Here is a 19,376-nt window from a genome sequence, read left to right as displayed (position 1 = left end):
GAACCGTATCGAGATGTTAAATAGTTAGTAGAATGGAGAGGTATTTTCATGGCGAAATATTTATTAAAGCGGGTCTTTTACCTGCTGTTAACCTTATTCATCGTCATCACGGTCACGTTTTTTCTGATGAAATTATTGCCAGGGACACCATTGCAAAACCAGCAAAAGCTGTCACCGGCACAGCAACATTTAATTTTGAAACAGTATGGCTTAACTAAGCCCATCTGGCAGCAGTACTTGATTTACGTTGGCGGTGTGTTCCAAGGTAACTTTGGGACCTCCTTCCAGTTTAGTGACCAGCCGGTTTCCTACTTGATTTCAAGCCGGATCGGACCGTCGCTACTGTTGGGATTACAAGCGATGATTTTAGGGGTCGTTCCCGGGATCTTAGTTGGTGCGTTAGGTGCCATCAAGAAAAACACTTGGGTCGATACAACCACGACCATTATTTCAATTCTTGGGATTTCCATTCCTAGTTTCGTGTTGGCGGTTTTGCTTCAATATTTCCTTGGCTTAAAATTACACTTGTTCCCGATTGCTGATTGGGGCGGTTTTGCCTACACCGTTTTGCCAACCCTTGCGTTGGCCGCGTCGCCGTTCGCGGATACGGCGCGGTTCACCCGGACAGAAATGGTGGATGTTTTAAATTCAGACTATATTGAGCTGGCTAGGGCTAAAGGGCTGAGCAAGTGGGGCGTGATTTATCACCATGCGCTGCGGAACAGTTTGATTCCAGTCGTCACGATCATTGGCCCGTTGGCGGTTAACATCATGACCGGTTCAATGGTCATTGAAAACATCTTCTCAATTCCTGGTATCGGGGAACAATTTGTCAAGTCGATTCTGACCAACGATTATCCAACCATCATGGCCGTCACGATTGTTTACAGTGTCATGCTGATGGTGGTTCTGCTGATCACCGATATCGTATACGGAATTATTGATCCACGAATTCGAATCTCTGGCAGAAGTAATTAATTAGGAGGCAAAAAAATGGCTGACGAAGTAAAGCTTCCTGCAGATAGTTTTGAACCTCTTGATAAGTCAAAACATCTCGACAGTGAAAAAATTGCGGCACCTAATCTGACTTTCATGCAAGATGCATGGCGTCGCTTAAAAATGAATAAAAGTGCGATTATTGCAATGATCATCCTCGTGGTCTTCTTTGTATTAGCGTTTGGATCGGCGTTCTTTTCACCGCATAACCCTAACGCCGTCAATCCGCAATTTGCAAACTTACCACCTAAGTGGCCCGGCATTAATATTAATGGTGTCAACGGGACGTTGATGCAAGCGGGGACCCGAGTCAATGCTTACCAGGCTGCTGGTGCAGGTGCTGGTGTGCACTACTTGCTGGGAACCGATTATCTCGGTCGTGATATGTTATCCAGAATCCTCTTTGGGACACGGATTTCATTGACGGTTGCGGTGGTTGCCACAGCGGTTGACCTGTTGATCGGCGTTACTTTCGGTCTGTTTTCTGGCTGGAAGGGTGGCTGGATCGATAACTTCATGCAACGTGTCATTGAAATTATCATGTCGATTCCAACGCTGGTTGTCGTCGTGCTGCTGATTTTGATTCTGAAACCAGGCATGATGTCCATTACGCTAGCAATCGCGTTTTCTAGCTGGACGACGATGGCCCGTCTGATCCGGGCGCAAACCTTGGAGTTAAAGGAACAAGAGTACGTTTTGGCGGCGAAAACGTTAGGTGAAAGTTCACTTAAAATTGCCTTCAAACACTTGCTGCCGAACCTATCGAGTATCATTATTATTCAAACCATGTTCACGATTCCAAGTGCCATCTTCTTCGAGGCTTTCCTGTCCTTCGTCGGGATCGGGATCAGCGCGCCGCAAGCCTCACTTGGGACGTTGCTGAACGATGGTCAAAAGAACTTCCAATTTTTGCCATATCAAATGTGGTATCCAGCCATTGTGCTGTCAGTGATTATGATTGCCTTTAACATTTTTGCCGATGGTCTGCGCGATGCCTTTGATCCGCAAACGAAAGGGTAGGTGAAGCGACACTATGCAGAGTAAAGAAACCATTTTGGATGTCAATCATCTCAAAATCAACTTCAACACCTACGCGGGAACTGTTAAGGCGATTCGAGACGTTAGTTTTAGTTTAAAAAAAGGTGAAACCCTCGCCATTGTCGGTGAATCTGGTTCTGGTAAGACGGTCACTACCCGTTCGATTATGGGCTTATTGGCTAATAATGCGGTTGTGGCTGGCGGCAGTATTCAATTTCATGGTCAAGATGTTTTAAAAATGTCGCAGAAACAGCTGGAAGGGTTACGGGGCGCAAAGATTGCCCAAATTTTCCAAGATCCGATGACGTCACTTGACCCAACGATGCGCATTGGTCGGCAAATTGCTGAACCACTGATCATTCACAAGGGTGTTAAGAAAGAAAAGGCCATGGCGCAAGCTTTGGAAATGATGAAGTTAGTTGGCATCACGGACGCTGAAAATCGGATCAACGATTATCCGCACCAATTTTCAGGTGGGATGCGGCAACGGATCGTCATCGCCATTGCCCTGATCAACTATCCAGAAATTCTGATTGCTGACGAACCAACCACGGCGTTGGATGTCACGATTCAAGCACAGATTTTGGATTTGATGCGTGAGCTTCAGGATAAAATCTCAACTTCAATTATCTTCATTACCCATGACCTTGGTGTCGTTGCCGGTATGGCCGACCGAGTAGCCGTGATGTATGCTGGCAAGATCGTTGAATACGGGACCGTTGATGAAATCTTTTATAACCCCAAGCACCCTTATACCTGGGGCTTGCTGAGTTCAATGCCAACGCTGGACACACACGGTGATGAATTGGCTTCCATTCCTGGGACACCGCCAGACTTGCTGGATCCACCAAAGGGTGATGCATTTGCTCCTCGGAATCCGTATGCCTTAAAGATTGACACGGAGCAGGAACCACCATTTTTCAAGGTCTCGGATACTCACTACGCGGCAACGTGGTTACTGCATCCCGATGCGCCTAAGGTGACACCGCCGGAGCAGATCATCGAACGGCAAAAGAAGTTTGCAGTGATGCAAAAGGAAGCTGAAGCCAAGGAACAGCATCGAATTGAAGAAGAGGAGGAACAGCAATAATGGAGCTTGATAACGCTAAAAAAGTGCTTGAAGTCAGCCATTTGAAACAGTACTTCAACGTTGGCAAACGCGATGAAGTTAGAGCTGTTGACGATATCTCTTTTGATATTTATGAGGGTGAAACCTTTGGCTTGGTTGGTGAATCTGGTTCTGGTAAAACCACGACTGGTCGGGCGATTATTCACCTGTACCAACCAACTAGCGGTTCCATTAAATTTAATGGTCAAGAAATCATTGGCATGAAAGTTGCCAAAAAAATGCAGCAGTTTCGCCGCGACATGCAGATGATTTTTCAGGATCCCTATGCGTCTTTGAATCCCCGCATGAAGGTCAAGGATATCGTGGCTGAAGGTATCGATATTAACCATTTGGCAAAAAATGATACTGATCGTAGCAAGCAGGTTGCCGATTTATTAGCCACCGTTGGTTTGAACCGCGACCATGCCAGTCGTTATCCCCACGAATTTTCTGGTGGGCAGCGGCAACGGATTGGGATTGCGCGGGCATTGGCTGTGCAACCGAAGTTTATTATTGCGGATGAACCCATTTCTGCTTTGGATGTTTCCATTCAAGCACAAGTGGTGAACTTGCTGAAACAATTGCAGCGTGAACGAAAATTAACCTTCTTGTTCATCGCCCATGATTTGTCGATGGTGAAGTACATTTCTGACCGTATTGGGGTTATGCACTATGGCCGGATGCTGGAAGTGGGAACGTCGGATGAAGTCTACAACCACCCGTTGCATGACTACACCAAAAGTCTGCTGTCGGCGGTGCCGGTGCCAGATCCAGAGTATGAGCGCACGCGAAAACAGATTAAGTACGATCCGAAGTTTGAAGACGGCTCTAAGAAACGTGAATTAGTAGAAATTGTCCCGCATCACTTTGTCCAATGCAGTCAGGATGAAATCCCGATGTATCAGGAGAGGGCGAAGAAAATGGGACTGAGTGTGAAAGAATAGAGCGTGAAAAGACTCGGGTAGAGCCCAGAGCGTAACGAAAAAATCAGGTAAGTCCTTGAACTTGAGGACTTACCTGATTTTTTTGTTACGTGGCCGGGCTCTGAGTCTTTGAACGCGTTTCAGCTACGTAAAATCCAAGCACGTACATGACCAGGCTCTGAGCTCTTGAACGCGTTTCAGCAACAGAACAGGCAACTACCTATTCAAACTGCGCATCATACAACTTCTTATAAGCACCATCCGCTTTTAACAGATTCTCATGCGTACCAGTTTCCACCACCCGTCCATTTTCCAGGACGATAATTTGGTCAGCATCGTGAATCGTGGATAACCGGTGGGCAATAACCAGTGACGTTCGAGAGGCCAGTAAATTATTCAAAGCGTGCTGAATCGCTTTTTCTGATTGGTTATCTAAGCTGGCGGTGGCTTCATCCAAAATGATAATCGGGGCATTTTTCAGGAGCGCACGGGCAATTGAAACCCGCTGCTTCTGGCCGCCGGAGAGTTTGACGCCACGTTCACCAACTTGGGTGTCTAATTGGTCAGGCAGTTCTCGGATGAAAGTTTCTAGATCGGCTAATCTGGCAACTTCCCAGACTTCTTCATCGGTGGCATTTGGCCGGCCGTACAGAATATTGTTACGAATACTGCCGTCAATGATAAAGATGTCCTGAGAAACAATCGCGATGTTTTGGCGTAGCGAAGAGATGTCGATGGACTGAATTGGCAGGCCGTCAAAGGTAATGCTGCCACTTTCAATATCATAGAAGCGGTCGATCAGACGGGTGATCGTAGTCTTGCCAGACCCTGAACGGCCAACCAGTGCCGTCGTTTTACCATATGGAATCGTGAAGCTGACGTCTTTGAGGGTGGCGTCATGGCTGTCCGGTTGCAAATGGGCGTTATACGTGAAGTTCACGTGGCTAAGGACAATTCCCTTAGTGAACTTCGGGAACGGCTTAGGGTCAGCTGCATTTAAGACCTGAGGCTGTTCCTGCAGGATGGATTGGATTCGACCGTATGAAACCAGGGATTGCTGCAGCTGGTTGAGCAGTCGAGTGAAAGCCTGAATCGGTGACTGCACCATGGCGACGTAGCTTAAGTAGGCAACCAGTGCACCCACCGTGAGCTGTCCTTTGATGATAAAGTAAGCGCCTAACGCCAGGACAATGGCGATTCCCAGCGTATTGATGCCGTCAATCAAGGGGGAGAAGATTGCTTGGTTGCGGCCAGCAGTGATCATATCTTTTCGGTTGGTATCAGCAAAATGATCAAACCGCTGTGCTTCGGTATCTTCACTATTAAAACTCTTGATGAGGTCGATTTGAGTTAGGGTTTGCTGCATTTGATTGGACATCCGTGATTGTGATCGGCGGGCATTCATAAAGGCGGTGCGAATTCGGACCCGAAAGACCCGGTAGACGATAAACATCAGTGGAAAGGTCAGGCTGACGGCTAATGCCATTTGCCAGTTAATGTAGAAAATCAGTGCCAGTACGCCAATGAAGGTGAACAGGTTGCCAATCATGTTTAACATGTTAGCTGAAATGAGACTTTGCAGGTTGTTGATATCACTGGTAAGCCGGGTCATCAAGTCACCGGTTTTGCTGGCTTCAAAAAAGGTGGTATCTAACTTTAATAAGTACTCGTAAAGCTGATTTCGCAGTTCCGTGATGGCATTTTGACTCATCACGGTCATGTAGTAGGTTGAAATGTAAGTGAAGGCGCCTAACACGACAGCTGTCAGCAGAAGAACGGTAACCGCACCAACTAACCACTGAAAATTACGTTGCGGAATGACTTTATCAATGATGAACTGTTCGATTTGCGGCATGACGAACTGCAGCAAGGTAATGACGGTTAACGCCAGAATATTTAACACTAATAGCCAGCGCTTCTTAAGAACTTTACTGAAGACAAACCGGAACATGGCCATCAGTGACCCGTTAGCCTTGGATTCAGCCTGTTTATCTGCCATGGAACTCACCCCCATTATGCGTGTTATTTTAATCCGTCCGCTAATGTAGCACGGCAGACAACTGGTTGCAACTAAAAGGATTGCGTGAGGAATAGTAAATAACGTTGATGTTTAGATTGATTGGGGTTGACGTTCTAATGATTTTCTAATATTATTTTAATCATACATAAAAGGAGTGATCAAATGGATTTATTACCGATGCATCAGTTTACAGTGAGTGATGGCGCAACGTTAGAGTATTTTGACGAAGGTGAGGGCCAGCCCTTAGTCTTCATTGCTGGTTATCGAGCCAGTGCGCAGACGTGGCTGCCCCAAGCGAAATACTATCGGGACCGTTATCGTGTGATTGGGTTAGAGCGTCGTTTTAATGGCAATACCGTATCACCTACATATAATAAAACGATGGCACGACAAGGCGAGGACCTGCATGACCTACTGACGACCCTACATTTAAAACGGCCAATCGTTGTGGGCCATTCCATGGGTGGTTCAACCGTGATGGCTTATCTTTCTCTATTTGGCGACGCGCAGTTGGGTGCTTTTGTGAACGTGGACCAAACACCGAAAATGGTCAATGATGGTGATTGGCAAACAGGGATGTATGAGTTGACCATGACAAATATGGGGACCTTTTTTGACACGCCACTAGCGAGTCCCTTTTATAGGGACGTTACCCCAGAAGTGATGACCATTATGAAGGCGGTAGCTGCGGAAACTAACGATAATGCCTACACGCTGGAGATGACTAAGCCATTACTATTAGACCATGCATGGGCTGATTGGCGTGGGATTCTCCAAACGGTGACGGTGCCGACCTTGTTCATGGCGGCTGATCACAGTCCATTTTGGCCGAGCACGCACGCAACTGAATCAGCGAAGTTAGTTAAGCATGGCCAGGCGGCAGTTTTAAAGAATGTCGGCCACGGGATGGAATATGAAGATCCAGAACAGTTCCAGACCGTGCTGGATCAATTCTTAGCGACGTTATAAAGTGTCAAAAAGGAGTACCTTCAAAGTTATTATCAACTTTGAGGGTACCCTTTTTACTTAATCCCGTTTTTCATGGATGGTTTGAAACTGCTGTTGCGCCAGCTCAATAAACCCTTTGGCCTGACTTGAACAATTACGTTGCGTTGGATAGGCAATAGCAATATCACACTGAAACGTGGTTGGCAGGATGCTGACCATCCGCATTTTTTTCTTTGTTAAGGGTGAAATCGCTGACGTTGGAATGATTGTTGCACCCAGTCCTCCCAGTGATAGGCTAGCTGCCGTATCAATATTAGCAGTTCTTAGGACAACGTTTGGTGTGATGTGATACTTGGTCAGGTAACTATTGACGAGACGCTGAAAGCCGCTGGTATCCGTTTCGACGATAAAGTCGTGCCCGTTGACCAACGGACTGATATCGGCAATCGGTTCGGTGGGCAGCTCTCGAGCTTTGAAAGTCGCTGGTATCAGCAGTGTGCCACTGTCGGTATACAGGCGCTTATAGCCAAGTTGGGGACTATAGGCGGGAGTAATACCCAGGTATAAGTCTAATTCTTGATTGATAACGGCAGCTTCCATTTCAGCAGAGGATCTTTCAATCAAGCGAATTTCGATTTGCGGGAAACGTTGGTGAAATGCTGGTAACAATGGCGGTAAAATGATCTGCGCTAAAGATGGATTGACACCGATCGTGAGGCGACCCACCTGATTGCTGGCAAACTGCTGCAGCTCATGGCTCATAACCTGATAAGATTGGACGAGCTGTTTGATTTGACTCAAGTAGTATTCACCAGCATAAGTTAACTTTAACGGGTGCTGTGTACGGTCGAGCAAGTCAACACCGTACTGCTGTTCCTGGTTACGAATAAGCTTGCTGACGGTGGGCTGCGTTAGGAATAATTGATCAGCTACCACCGAAATGTTGCCGTACTTAGCAACCGCTTCCAATATCTGTATCATCTGGTGTTCTCGGGTCAGAGTTTTCATGATCAAACCTTCTTCTTTTAAGATCGATAAAGCTAGTATGCCATTTTTGGCATACTTTTTCAATTAATAATCTATTTCACAAGCCGTGAAAACGGATAGATAATAATAGCGAATTAAAAGTTGCTCAGTTGGTCACTTGACGGTCACGTCAACTATCAAATGATTGACCAACGATTAAACCAAGGAGGCAGATTTCATGCATTTCGTTGCTCTGGTCGGCACTAACGCCGATCAATCTTATAACCGTCAATTATTGGCTTACATGCAGCGCCATTTTAAACAACAAGCTAAGATCACTATTTGCGATATCTCTAATATCCCGCTATTTCGGGAAGGGGCTAAAATACCCGTCAATGTACAGCAGCTAGCCGACGCCATTACAGCGACGGATGGATTGATTATTGCAACGCCAGAATATGATCACTCAATTCCAGCCGCGTTAAAGAGCGTTTTAGAGTGGTTATCCTGTGAGATTCATCCCCTAGAAAAGAAACCGATCATGATCGTGGGTGCTTCTTTAGGTATCCAAGGAACTTCCAGAGCACAGCAAAACTTGCGGCAGATTCTGGATGCGCCAGGCGTGAATGCCATCGTGATGCCAGGAGACGAATTTATGTTGAGCTTCGCCACTAAGGCTTTCGATGAGCAGGGCGACTTGAAAGACGCGCAAACGATTCAATTCTTAGAAAGTTGTTTTAACGATTACGTGCAATTTTGTACCAAAGTTAACGGAGAGGGGTCAGTGAAGATGAAAACGAGTCAGAGACAGCCAGTCAAGTGGGCCAGTGCCTACGATGTTGTTGTATTGGGTTTTGGGGCAGTCGGCGCCACAGCCGCACGGTTTGCTGCGGATAACGGCGCCAAAGTTTTATTGGCGGATGCAGCACCTGATGGTCACGAAGGCGGTAATACACGGTACGCAGGTCAGGTTGTTTTGACTGGCCACGATTACAACAAGACTAAGGCCTACTTTAAACAGCTATTTGGCAGTATCGACATTGACGAAGAAATCTTGGATACCTATGTCAAAGGGATTTCAAATATGCCAGCCTACTTTAAACAGTATTTGGAAATTGAAGAACCAGTTAGCTACAATAAAGTTCACCGTGATCCAGACTTTGAAGCTTTTGCGAATGGTCTATCACCAGAATACCCAGAATTTGACGGCTCAGACGCAATTGATCTGACCACCGTTCACGACGGTTACTTCGATGCGTCACTTTGGAAGACGTTACGTGCTCAAGTGACGAAACGGCCAAAGCAGATCGACATCTGGTTGTCTTCCCCTGCTAAACACCTCATCCAAAATACGGATACGGGTGTCATTGAAGGGGTTCAAATCGAGCGGAATGGCCAATTAGTTAACATTCAGGCTCGTAACGGTGTTGTCATGGCAATGGGCGGCTTCGAAAACAATCCCGAATACATTCAAAACTTTATTGGTGTCCCTAAGTTAAAGGTCATCGGCACGCTGTATAACAAGGGTGATGGGATTAGCATGGCGCAAGAAGTTGGCGCCAAGTTTTGGCACATGAAGAGTTTTGAAGGCTATGGTTTTAATACCAGCTTTACCTTTGAGAACCCTGAGGAACAACGGGGCAAGTTTATCTTAGCCGCTTGGCCAGAACTCTCACATGGCAGCATTTTTATTGCCGCAGATGATGGTAGCCGTTACGTTCGCGAAGATGAGAACGGCCGTCATGGTCATGCATACGAACACGGTAGCTGGCACAATCCAACGGTTTACAACCACCCACACTTAATCTTTGATCAGACCCAATATGATAAGATCAAGGCGCAAAGCAAATTACCTTATCCTGATTTCTTTAAGATCACGATCAAAGCAGCTAGTCTCGCAGAATTGGCAGCCAAAATTGATGCCGATCCTGAAACGCTGAAACAAACGGTCAACCAGTTTAACCAGTTCGCGGAACAGGGTACTGATTTCGCGTTAGGCCGTGCAGGCGATTCACTAGCAGCGTTTGGTGACGGTCCGTTTTACGCCACACCATTAGCAACTGCCATGCTTAATACTCAGGGTGGTGCGCAACGAAATGCCAAAGCAGAAGTGTTAGATGCTGCTGGTCAGCCGATTCCACACCTTTACAGCGCAGGCGAATTTGGCGGGATCAACGCTAACCAGTATAACGGTGGCGGTAACCTGGCAGAATGCTTGATTTTCGGTAAGATTGCTGGTGAAAATGCCGCAGCCGTTAAGACGGATTCGTTGATTACGACAACGGAAACGGCGCCCATAGCCGATTTAGGCCGTAACGACTTGGACGGCGAAAACGTATTGAGTCAGTTTGAAGTTGGCCCAGACCAGTACTTGGGGGTTTCTGAAGCCGGCATCGGTGGTCAAATTGTCGTGCGGGTAACCTACTCGAATGGGACCTTGAGTGAGGTTGAGGTGCTCAAAGAGTCTGAAAGTGAAGATGTTGGTCAACAAGCGATGGCGGAATTACCTCAAACCATGGTGGCCGCTAACACCTATGACGTCGACGGAGTTTCTGGTGCTTCTTCATCCAGCCGTGCGTTGAAGAGTGCGGTTAAAAACGCCTTGTCGAAGGTTAAGGCAACGGTTTAATTGCCAAGCTGTGACAAAACTCGGTAGATTCCAGAATTTAACGTGAAAAATGCCTATTCCGCGATTTTTGCGGGATAGGCATTTTTTGCGTTAAATGGCCGGAATCTGAGTTTTGGCACGTAATTAATCTATCTTAGCGATCAGAACCAAAGGACAATAACACTCATTTTGATAAGAATTGATTGAAATACTTACCAAGTATAGGCTTACTTTAGGTGGTCATCAACCCGATTATAGTAAGCCACGGTAATCTCATTACCGCGCACTTCTAACTTCGTGACGGAGCCGTTAAGTGCTGAAACAGCAATGTTAATGTCTGGCTGAAAACGGGAAACGATACTGCGGATGGTGGTGCCATGACTAGCCACCAGGACCTTGTCGCCATCGACACATTCGGCCATCAGACGGTCAAATCCCGGTTGTAATCTAGCCCAATAAGTGGCGTTATCTTCGGCATCGTTGAAGGGGTCTAGGGCAGCAATGCGGTCCTTTACACCTTCAATGGAATAGGCGGTGATCATGTCGTTAAACGTATCGTGGCCTTCGGGACCGCCAATCATATGCCAAGCCTGAAGATCATCGTTACCTTCAAAGTAGCCGAAGTTTTCTTCCCGAAAGGCGGTTTCAACGGTGGCCTGCTTCACGTTACCTGAATTGGCTGCCAAAATGAAACGGGCGGTTCGTTGCGCTCTTGGTGCGTCGCTGGTATAGGCTTTGGTAAACGGAATGTGTGCCAATCGCTGACCGGCAGCTTTGGCGTCGGCCACGCCCTTATCCGTTAGGGGAGCATCGATCCAGCCCTGAATCCGGTGGTACTTGTTCAAAACAGTCTGTCCGTGACGGACGAAATAGATATCAAAATTTGCCAAATTGTTGCCTCCAAATAATGTCTGAGTTTAGTTTAGTTTGCCGAGTTCGCGGCGAATGCGAGCTGATTCCTGCTTGCTACCGGTAAAGAGGATCCGGTCATTCAGTTTTAATGGTGTGTCGCCACTAGGCCGGACAAAACGGTGTTCGCGGTAAATCTGGGCAATCGTAATGTTGTCGATAAACGGTAAATTGCGAATCTGAATATCGGCGTACTTGTGGTTGCGTAACTGGACTTCGTAAACGGCCGCATCGGTGGAAGTGAGCAGTTCCAGTGTCGATGGTGTTTCAATTAAACTGCGCAGCATACTGATCTGCACGTCTGGTGTGCTGTAAACCTCAACGCCCATTTTCATCAGCGTGTCTTTACGCTCATCGAGAATGTTGGGGTCCTCAAAACGGGCGATGACACGGGGGACGCCGTACTGCTTCGCTGACTTAGCTAAGCGGTAATTTTCCTTCGAATTACTTTGACCCAGGACAATGATGTCAGTATCGAAAACCGCTTGTTCCACTAAATCATCAGGCACGAGATTAGCCAGCAAGTGAACGTCAATTTCACTGTTAAACGCCCGGTAGTTACGTTCCTGATCGGTATACATATGAATATCGTAACCGTTTTTGGTTAGTTGCTGGGCCACGGGAACGGTCAGCAAGTTGGTTCCGATAAAGTGCACGTTCAGCGGTTTGGCGTCAGCAGCTTCAGTGCTGTAAAGGCGGTTAAAGGTGACTGGGCCAATGATACACGTTAGGATGGCGGCGAGTAGAAACGCGCCAGATTGCTGAGCGGTAATCCGGTGCAGGTGTTCCGCAACCTGTAAAACGGCTAAAACCACGGTCAAAGTCGTTGTGGTCATCGCAGTCCCCGCAAAGGCATTGGCATTCTTAAACCGTAACCGCAGAATAGGGTAAATCGCGGCTTTCGCGAGCAGGTAGGCCACTAAAAACGCCGGAATTAAAATCAGCGTGTTGCGGTCAGCCAGTAATGTTCGCAGGTTCAATCCCACGCCACTCATGATAAAGAAGATCGGGATAAAGAAGCCGTAGCCAATGGAGTCTAGCCGCACTTTGGTTTCCTCGTGAGGCTGCAGCAACTTAATGACGATCCCCGCCAAGAAAGCCCCGAGGATGCCTTCAGCACCAACGGATTCAGCAATGGTCACCAGTAGCACGATCACGAAGAACGACAGGCGGACATCCAATTGCGTTGTGGATTTATTGATCCGGTCGAAGAACTTGAAGAAGGCTTTGAAGCGCCAAACTAACAGACCCGCCGCTAACAGAATTAATAATAATAGCCACAATGATTTAGCAGTTGGACTATAGGCCGAAGCGTAGAAGGTTAACCCAATCATGGGGACCACTTCGCCTAACGCTGAAATCAGTAAAATGGTTTGGCCGAAAGGTTTACTCAGCAGTTCTTTTTCCTTCAACGCAGCGATGACGATTCCCAGTGAAATGGTCATAAACAGGATCATCGCCAGCCAGATATCCGTGAACATGCCGGTAGCATTCAGCAAGACAGCAATGATTGCGGACATGATCACGATTGACCCATAACTAATGAAGGCCAGCGCTACCGCTGAATACTTGGGTGCGTTCAGTGATTGTTTTTGTTCCAGCGGTGTCAGGTCATTGCGTTTACGGCTAAAGAGGCTGAAGTCAATTTCAAGCCCGCTGAGAAACAACAAGACGATGACCCCAACGTCCTTTAACATGCTCAACGTTGCGTTAGCGTGAATGAGGTTGAACAGGCTAGGGCCTAAAACCACCCCGACGATAATTTCCACCACCGCTGTGGGCAGCAGTGTTAACTGAAACCGCGCCATAATGAGGGGAATGGCTAAAGCACTTAATAAGATAATAACCAGCGATATTTGATCCATATTCATACCTCGAATGATTTAAAGGGATTAATGAAGCTATTTTGTTCTTATCAGTAGCATTTAGTGATATACTAGACTATCGAATTTACGACTGGAGGGCGCTATGGTAGAGACGATAAAACAGCAAGAACAAACACATTTAAATGCGGTTATTGATAAAATCAAAATTGCTCAGGTTAAGTCGCAAGAACGCATCGATAAAGCGAAGTCAGATGAGTCTGGTATCCGTGACAACCTCGTTAACGAACTGCGGCTAAAAACCGATTCGTACGAAGGTATCATGGAAACCGGTCTGTCCGTTCACCAGCAGCAACAGCAGCTGAATGAACGCCAAAATAGCTGGCAGCACGCTACCGATGAACTCAATACGCTCAAGAAAATGGAGAAGACACCGTACTTTGCACGGATCGATTTCCATGAAGTTGGCGAGCCAAAAACCGAGTCGATTTACATTGGCTTGGCTTCATTTTCGGACGAACCTGATCGTTTTCTAGTATATGACTGGCGTGCGCCGATTTCTAGTGTTTATTACGACGGCGGTTTAGGCAACGTGACCTACCAAACGCCCGATGGGGAGCAGACGGTCGATTTAAAACTGAAGCGGCAGTTCCAGATTGAAGACGGCACCATTAAAACGGTTTTCGATACCGAAGAAGCCGTTGGTGACCAGATGCTGCTGGATGCCTTGAGTGAACAGTCTGATACGAAGATGAAGAGTATCGTGACCACCATTCAAAAAGAGCAAAACCAGATTATTCGGGATACCAAGTCCGATCTGCTGTTCGTCCAAGGGGCAGCTGTTTCAGGGAAGACCGCGGCTGTTTTGCAACGGGTCGCCTATCTGCTGTATCGTTACCGGGGGAAATTAACGTCGGCTCAGGTCATCTTATTCTCGCCTAACCAGTTATTTAACGACTACATCGACCAGGTGCTGCCTGAATTAGGGGAGCAAAACATGGTTCAGATGACGTATTACCAATATACGGGGCACCGTTTGCCTAAGATGGCAGTGGAGACGCTGGCACAGCGCTTTGGTGAAGACTATACGGCTGCTGAAAAGCGGATCGACGCCTTAAAAGGCAGCTTAGTGTTCTACAACGCCGTTACAGCCTACGCCAACCATTTGGAAAAGGAAGACATGATTTTCCGGAACATTAATTTTAAGGGGAAACCGTTCTTTACCAAGGAAAAAATTCACGAAATTTACTACAGTTTTAACGAAAATTATCGCTTATTCAACCGGCTTGACGGCACCCGCGAGCAGCTGATCAAGATGCTGAATCGGCGAATTAGCTCGGAAATGCGGGCTAAGTGGGTTGAAGAAGCCGTTCAGGATCTGAGCCAAGAAGAAATGAACCAGATGAAGGGTGAAGATCCGCAAGAAATTGAAGATGCCGATAAGGAATACAAATTCTACGCGCGCAAAATTGTCATGAAGGCTTTTGCACCCATTCGGCAAGCAGTGGTCCGCAACCGGTTCTTGAGTATCAACGGTCAAATGGTTCACATGCTGCGCAGCATTCCCGCCATCATTAACCTAGACGACTACGGGATCAGCAAGGCTGACTGGAAAGCCAGCGTTGAACGCACCATTGCGGATATCAAGCAATCTAAGATGACCTTGAGCAACATCTCACCTTATCTCTATTTGTATGACAAGATGAGCGGTCATAAGGGCGAAAAGGACATGCGCTACGTCTTTATTGATGAAATTCAGGACTACACGCCATTCCAGTTAGCTTATCTCAAGTTTAGTTTCCCACGGGCGAAGTTCACGCTGTTGGGCGATCTGAACCAAGCCATTTTCACTAAGGAAAACAGTAAGACCTTGCTGAGTGAGCTGAGTACCATGTTTGATCCGGAAAAGACCCGCGTTGTGCAATTAACCCAGTCTTACCGGTCAACCGAACAGATCACTGACTTCACCCGCCACATTTTGGTCAATGGTGAAGCGGTGAAGGCCTTCGACCGTGCCGGTGCGCTACCGGTAATGAGCGTTCAGCCTGATCGCCAAGCAACGTTGAAACGGCTGATTAAACAGCTACGGGCTAACAATAACGCTGAGGAAAGCACGGCAATCATTGGCAAATCATTGGCCGACTGCCGCAAGCTTTCTGAAGAGCTGAATGAGGCGGGTGTTAAGGCCACGTTGATTCAGTCCGAAAATCAGCGGCTGGCACCTGGCGTCATCATCGTGCCATCCTTCCTAGCTAAGGGACTGGAATTCGATGCCGTGATCGTCTGGGAAGCTTCTGAAAAGAACTACCACGACGATGATGAACGGCAGCTGCTGTACACCATTTGCTCACGGGCCATGCATCAATTAACGGTTTTGGCGACTGAGAAGCTGTCACCGCTGTTTGATACGGTGCCTGAAGAAGAATATGTCAAAGAGTAATTTAATGAAGCGATTGTGTCCGTTAATGGGCCAATCGCTTTTTCTATATTGTAGTTATTCAGCCTAGATATAGCGCTTACGAGATGGCTCGTGTATAATAGTATCAATTTAGTATTTACGGAATATGATGAGGCTGAATCGAATGACAGATTTGATGAATTACGATGTATTTAGCAAAAATGAATGGCGTGACTTTTATCAAGAGGCGTCAGTTCCGCTGACACAGGCGAGTCTGAAACAGATCAAGGCGTTTAACGACCAAATCTCGGTGCAGGATGTGCAGGATATTTACATTCCACTGATTCACTATCTGGGTCTTCTGATTCACCATTTTGACGAGTGGCAAAATTCCAAAGCCCACTTCTTGCGGCAGACACCCCGGCACGTGCCCTATATCATTGGAATTGCTGGTAGTGTGGCAGTGGGGAAGAGTACCACGGCGCGGCTCTTAAAAGTGCTGATGAACCACTTCTTCTCGGATCAGCGGATCGAAATGCTGACGACGGATGGTTTCTTGTACCCGACATCTGAACTGAAAAAACGCGGCCTTTTAACCCGTAAAGGTTTCCCTGAAAGCTATGACATGAAGGCGCTGATCACGTTCTTAAATGACGTTAAATCGGGTAAGGAACTAATGGAAGTTCCCGTGTACTCCCATAAGAATTACGATATCGTACCGGACGAAGTACAGGAAATTGAGCGGCCGGATGTGCTGATCATTGAAGGCATCAATACGTTACAATTGCCAAGTTCCGAACAGATTTACGTATCTGACTTTACCGACTTCTCAATTTACGTGGATGCACGGCCGAAGCTGATTGAGGAATGGTATTTGGAGCGGTTTAAGGCCCTGCTGAAGCTGGCGAAGAACGATCCGGATAACTACTACCATTCGTATACCAAGGTGCCGCTGGAGCACGCGGTCGAGTCAGCTAAGAATATCTGGTACAGCGTGGATCTGCCAAATTTGGAAGACTATATTTTACCGACTCGGAACCGGGCAAATATGATTATCCATAAAGGCGAGCAGCATATTATCGATCAGGTCATGCTGCGCAAGTCATAATTGGTTTGCCTGACCAGATGAGAATGGTTAGTGAAATCCACTTTTGATGAAGTTAAATGACTTGATTTAACGGCTGATATCCGTTAAAATCCGAACAATTAAACTTTCCTCATTTTGATTGACCGTGATTGGAAGAATCTGTATAGTATAACTAATGGTTTCAAGTTCTGTTTGATATTAAGAAAGGTGTGAATGGATTGGCAAAGGTGGATTTATCGTCCTTTGATAAGATCATTGTGCTGGACTTCGGTTCACAGTACAATCAGCTCATTACCCGTCGGATCCGTGATTTAGGCGTTTACTCAGAGTTAATGTCCCACGAGATCACGGCTGACGAAGTTAAGGCTCTTAATCCCAAGGGAATCATCTTTTCTGGTGGTCCCGACAGTGTGTATGCTAAAGATGCGCTACGGGTCGACCCAGAAATCTTCAAGTTAGGTATTCCAATTCTGGGAATTTGTTATGGCATGCAGTTGATGGCTTACAACCTTGGTGGCCAAGTGAAGTCTGATAACGGCCAGTACGGTCGTGCAGCCATTACGGTAACCAGCGATGATGCCAAATTATTTGCCAACACGCCTAAGGAACAAAACGTGTGGATGAGTCATGGTGACTTAGTGACCAAGGTGCCTGAAGGCTTTACTGCAGTTGCTACAAGTCCGGAATGCCCAATTGCTGCGATGCAGGATACCGCACGGAACTTCTATGGCATTCAATTCCATGCCGAAGTGCGGAACACTGATTACGGTAACGATATTTTGAAGCACTTCGCCTTTGATGTTTGCCACGCTGAGGCGAACTGGTCCATGGATGATTTCATCGACCTGCAGATTCAGCATATTCGCGAAACTGTTGGTGACAAGAAGGTCCTGCTGGGCCTTTCTGGCGGTGTTGATTCATCTGTTGTGGGTGTGCTGTTACACAAAGCCATCGGCACTCAGCTGACGTCAATCTTCGTCGACCATGGCCTGCTTCGTAAAGGTGAAGCTGAACAAGTGATGAATAGTCTGAAAGGCAAGTTTGGCTTGAATATTATTCAAGTCAATGCTGCTGATCGGTTCTTATCCAAGCTGAAAGGTGTTAGCGAGCCTGAAAAGAAGCGAAAGATCATCGGTAACGAGTTTATCCAAGTGTTTAACGATGAAGCTCAAAAGCTGGATGGTATCGACTTCTTGGCTCAGGGCACGCTATATACTGACGTGGTTGAATCAGGTACTGATACAGCTCAAACCATCAAGTCTCACCATAACGTTGGTGGCTTGCCAGAAGACATGCATTTCCAATTGATCGAACCATTACGGACCCTGTTTAAGGACGAAGCCCGTGAATTAGGTGAGAAGCTGGGTATGCCTTCAGACCTCGTTTGGCGTCAGCCATTCCCAGGCCCTGGTTTAGGGATTCGGGTGATTGGCGAAATCACTCCCGAAAAACTCGAAATTGTCCGTGAAAGTGACTTTATCCTCCGTGACGAAATCAAAAAGGCCGGCTTAGACCGCGACATCTGGCAATACTTTACCGTTCTGCCAGGTATCCGTTCAGTCGGTGTCATGGGTGACGGCCGGACATACGACTACACTGTTGGTATCCGTGCCGTAACTTCTATCGATGGGATGACTGCGGATTTTGCACACATTCCATATGAAGTGTTAGCTCAAATCTCGACACGAATCGTAAACGAAGTAAAGCATGTTAACCGGATTGTGTATGATGTTACGAGTAAGCCGCCGTCGACAATTGAGTGGGAATAGGTTCCTGCTCGGTAAAGTGAAGCCGTAATGTGGATTTAACTATATTTGTGACGTTGTAAAAGGGTTATATTTATGACGATCCCAACCAAAAACACGACTACCATATGGTAGTCGTGTTTTTTGATGTCGTTTACAGAAAAATGAACTTAGAGCAACCTGATGTTCTGTATAATTGTTTAGAAAATTATTAAAAGCGTTTTGAGTAAGTCATGAAAGCTGAGTGTGATATATTTAATACATGGTTATTTCAATCTCTCTGTAGTAGGACTGATTAAATTTGCCAAATGGTCAATTTAAGATTGCTGTTATATAGGGATTCTTTTAGTCTATTCCCCGCATGAGCGGGGGTGATCCCCAGGGGCTAAGAAACCCGAAATCTCAGAACTTCTATTCCCCGCACGAGCGGGGGGCGATCCCCTCCACGGATAATAATGGGATATTGAAGGTTGGAAAATACAGCATTCATTACACTCTAAATGATCACTCAGTCACATTCCTGCCATGGAAGGAATCGGATGGTCAAGGAGGAACTATTACTTATCGGTTTATGAGTAACAGTAACTAGGTTCGGAAAAATTAAAACAAAAAGTAGAGACATACATTGGACTAAGCTGTCCTTGTATGTCTCTACTTTTTTGATCTATTGCCAACTAACCCGTTTAAACGGCTCTTTGACAACTGTTGTTGGTAAATTTCTTAAATTAGTTCTAATCACTATTTTGTGATTAGGACTTTTTTAGTTTTGATGTGCAAGGTATAAAGTACTCTTACTCTAAATTTCCG

Annotated in this window: 13 protein-coding genes; 9 read left to right on the top strand and 4 right to left on the bottom strand. The window is 46.5% G+C overall.

What is annotated here, in order from left to right:
• Window positions 1–48: 48 nt before the first annotated feature.
• The 4 genes from opp3b to IWT5_RS03950 are packed head-to-tail and all read left to right on the top strand — an operon-like array spanning window position 49 to window position 4,086.
• On the top strand, window positions 49–978 hold the full coding sequence (gene opp3b / locus IWT5_RS03965) for an oligopeptide ABC transporter permease (RefSeq protein ID WP_089108665.1): 930 nt from the start codon (window positions 49–51) through the stop codon (window positions 976–978).
• A gap of 15 nt (window positions 979–993) precedes the next feature.
• Complete coding sequence (locus IWT5_RS03960; RefSeq protein WP_089108664.1) at window positions 994–2,016, top strand: ABC transporter permease; 1,023 nt, start codon at window positions 994–996, stop codon at window positions 2,014–2,016.
• Window positions 2,017–2,029: 13 nt separating this feature from the next.
• Window positions 2,030–3,124, top strand: coding sequence for an ABC transporter ATP-binding protein (locus IWT5_RS03955; RefSeq protein ID WP_089108663.1), 1,095 nt, complete (start codon window positions 2,030–2,032; stop codon window positions 3,122–3,124).
• Window positions 3,124–4,086, top strand: a complete 963-nt coding sequence (locus IWT5_RS03950; RefSeq protein WP_089108662.1) for an ABC transporter ATP-binding protein — start codon at window positions 3,124–3,126, stop codon at window positions 4,084–4,086. The genes IWT5_RS03955 and IWT5_RS03950 overlap by 1 nt, the downstream gene beginning before the upstream one ends.
• Before the next feature lie 199 nt (window positions 4,087–4,285).
• Here the strand turns inward: IWT5_RS03950 and IWT5_RS03945 are convergent, their stop codons facing one another.
• Window positions 4,286–6,064: an ABC transporter ATP-binding protein gene (locus tag IWT5_RS03945; RefSeq protein WP_191981277.1), complete on the bottom strand. Its 1,779-nt coding sequence runs from the start codon at window positions 6,062–6,064 to the stop codon at window positions 4,286–4,288.
• A gap of 183 nt (window positions 6,065–6,247) precedes the next feature.
• Between IWT5_RS03945 and IWT5_RS03940 the strand changes: the two genes are divergently transcribed.
• Window positions 6,248–7,054: an alpha/beta fold hydrolase gene (locus IWT5_RS03940; RefSeq protein WP_089108660.1), complete on the top strand. Its 807-nt coding sequence runs from the start codon at window positions 6,248–6,250 to the stop codon at window positions 7,052–7,054.
• A gap of 57 nt (window positions 7,055–7,111) precedes the next feature.
• Here the strand turns inward: IWT5_RS03940 and IWT5_RS03935 are convergent, their stop codons facing one another.
• Entirely contained in the window at window positions 7,112–8,041 is a 930-nt protein-coding gene (locus tag IWT5_RS03935) for a LysR family transcriptional regulator (protein WP_089108659.1), read from the bottom strand.
• A 196-nt stretch (window positions 8,042–8,237) separates the two neighbouring features.
• Here IWT5_RS03935 and IWT5_RS03930 point away from each other — a divergent pair, with 196 nt between their 5' ends.
• Window positions 8,238–10,628, top strand: a complete 2,391-nt coding sequence (locus tag IWT5_RS03930; RefSeq protein WP_089108658.1) for an NAD(P)H-dependent oxidoreductase — start codon at window positions 8,238–8,240, stop codon at window positions 10,626–10,628.
• 206 nt (window positions 10,629–10,834) lie between these two features.
• Here the strand turns inward: IWT5_RS03930 and IWT5_RS03925 are convergent, their stop codons facing one another.
• Window positions 10,835–11,497, bottom strand: a complete 663-nt coding sequence (locus IWT5_RS03925) for a histidine phosphatase family protein (RefSeq protein WP_089108657.1) — start codon at window positions 11,495–11,497, stop codon at window positions 10,835–10,837.
• A gap of 27 nt (window positions 11,498–11,524) precedes the next feature.
• Window positions 11,525–13,381: a cation:proton antiporter family protein gene (locus IWT5_RS03920; protein WP_089108656.1), complete on the bottom strand. Its 1,857-nt coding sequence runs from the start codon at window positions 13,379–13,381 to the stop codon at window positions 11,525–11,527.
• Between the two features lie 103 nt (window positions 13,382–13,484).
• On the opposite strand from IWT5_RS03920, the gene helD reads away from it, so the two are divergent.
• From helD to guaA, 3 genes are all read left to right on the top strand, one after another.
• A complete protein-coding gene (helD, locus tag IWT5_RS03915; protein ID WP_089108655.1) occupies window positions 13,485–15,779 on the top strand; it encodes an RNA polymerase recycling motor HelD in 2,295 nt (764 codons plus the stop codon).
• A 142-nt stretch (window positions 15,780–15,921) separates the two neighbouring features.
• Window positions 15,922–16,845 carry a type I pantothenate kinase gene (gene coaA, locus IWT5_RS03910; RefSeq protein ID WP_089108654.1) on the top strand — a complete coding sequence of 308 codons (924 nt, stop codon included), beginning with the start codon at window positions 15,922–15,924 and terminating at the stop codon, window positions 16,843–16,845.
• Between the two features lie 197 nt (window positions 16,846–17,042).
• Window positions 17,043–18,593, top strand: a complete 1,551-nt coding sequence (guaA, locus tag IWT5_RS03905; RefSeq protein ID WP_089108653.1) for a glutamine-hydrolyzing GMP synthase — start codon at window positions 17,043–17,045, stop codon at window positions 18,591–18,593.
• The last annotated feature ends 783 nt before the right edge of the window (window positions 18,594–19,376 follow it).

Source organism: Secundilactobacillus mixtipabuli (assembly GCF_002217925.1).
Lineage (GTDB): Bacteria > Bacillota > Bacilli > Lactobacillales > Lactobacillaceae > Secundilactobacillus > Secundilactobacillus mixtipabuli.
This window is presented reverse-complemented; position numbering and strand designations above follow the sequence as displayed.

Excerpts from the sequence above, each read along its gene's own strand:
- IWT5_RS03950 (WP_089108662.1), top strand. The coding sequence starts at position 3,124 with ATGGAGCTTGATAACGCTAAAAAAGTGCTTGAAGTCAGCCATTTGAAA.
- IWT5_RS03940 (WP_089108660.1), top strand. The coding sequence starts at position 6,248 with ATGGATTTATTACCGATGCATCAGTTTACAGTGAGTGATGGCGCAACG.
- IWT5_RS03960 (WP_089108664.1), top strand. The coding sequence starts at position 994 with ATGGCTGACGAAGTAAAGCTTCCTGCAGATAGTTTTGAACCTCTTGAT.
- IWT5_RS03920 (WP_089108656.1), bottom strand. The coding sequence starts at position 13,381 with ATGGATCAAATATCGCTGGTTATTATCTTATTAAGTGCTTTAGCCATT.
- coaA (WP_089108654.1), top strand. The coding sequence starts at position 15,922 with ATGACAGATTTGATGAATTACGATGTATTTAGCAAAAATGAATGGCGT.
- IWT5_RS03935 (WP_089108659.1), bottom strand. The coding sequence starts at position 8,041 with ATGAAAACTCTGACCCGAGAACACCAGATGATACAGATATTGGAAGCG.
- IWT5_RS03955 (WP_089108663.1), top strand. The coding sequence starts at position 2,030 with ATGCAGAGTAAAGAAACCATTTTGGATGTCAATCATCTCAAAATCAAC.
- IWT5_RS03945 (WP_191981277.1), bottom strand. The coding sequence starts at position 6,064 with ATGGCAGATAAACAGGCTGAATCCAAGGCTAACGGGTCACTGATGGCC.
- opp3b (WP_089108665.1), top strand. The coding sequence starts at position 49 with ATGGCGAAATATTTATTAAAGCGGGTCTTTTACCTGCTGTTAACCTTA.
- helD (WP_089108655.1), top strand. The coding sequence starts at position 13,485 with ATGGTAGAGACGATAAAACAGCAAGAACAAACACATTTAAATGCGGTT.
- IWT5_RS03930 (WP_089108658.1), top strand. The coding sequence starts at position 8,238 with ATGCATTTCGTTGCTCTGGTCGGCACTAACGCCGATCAATCTTATAAC.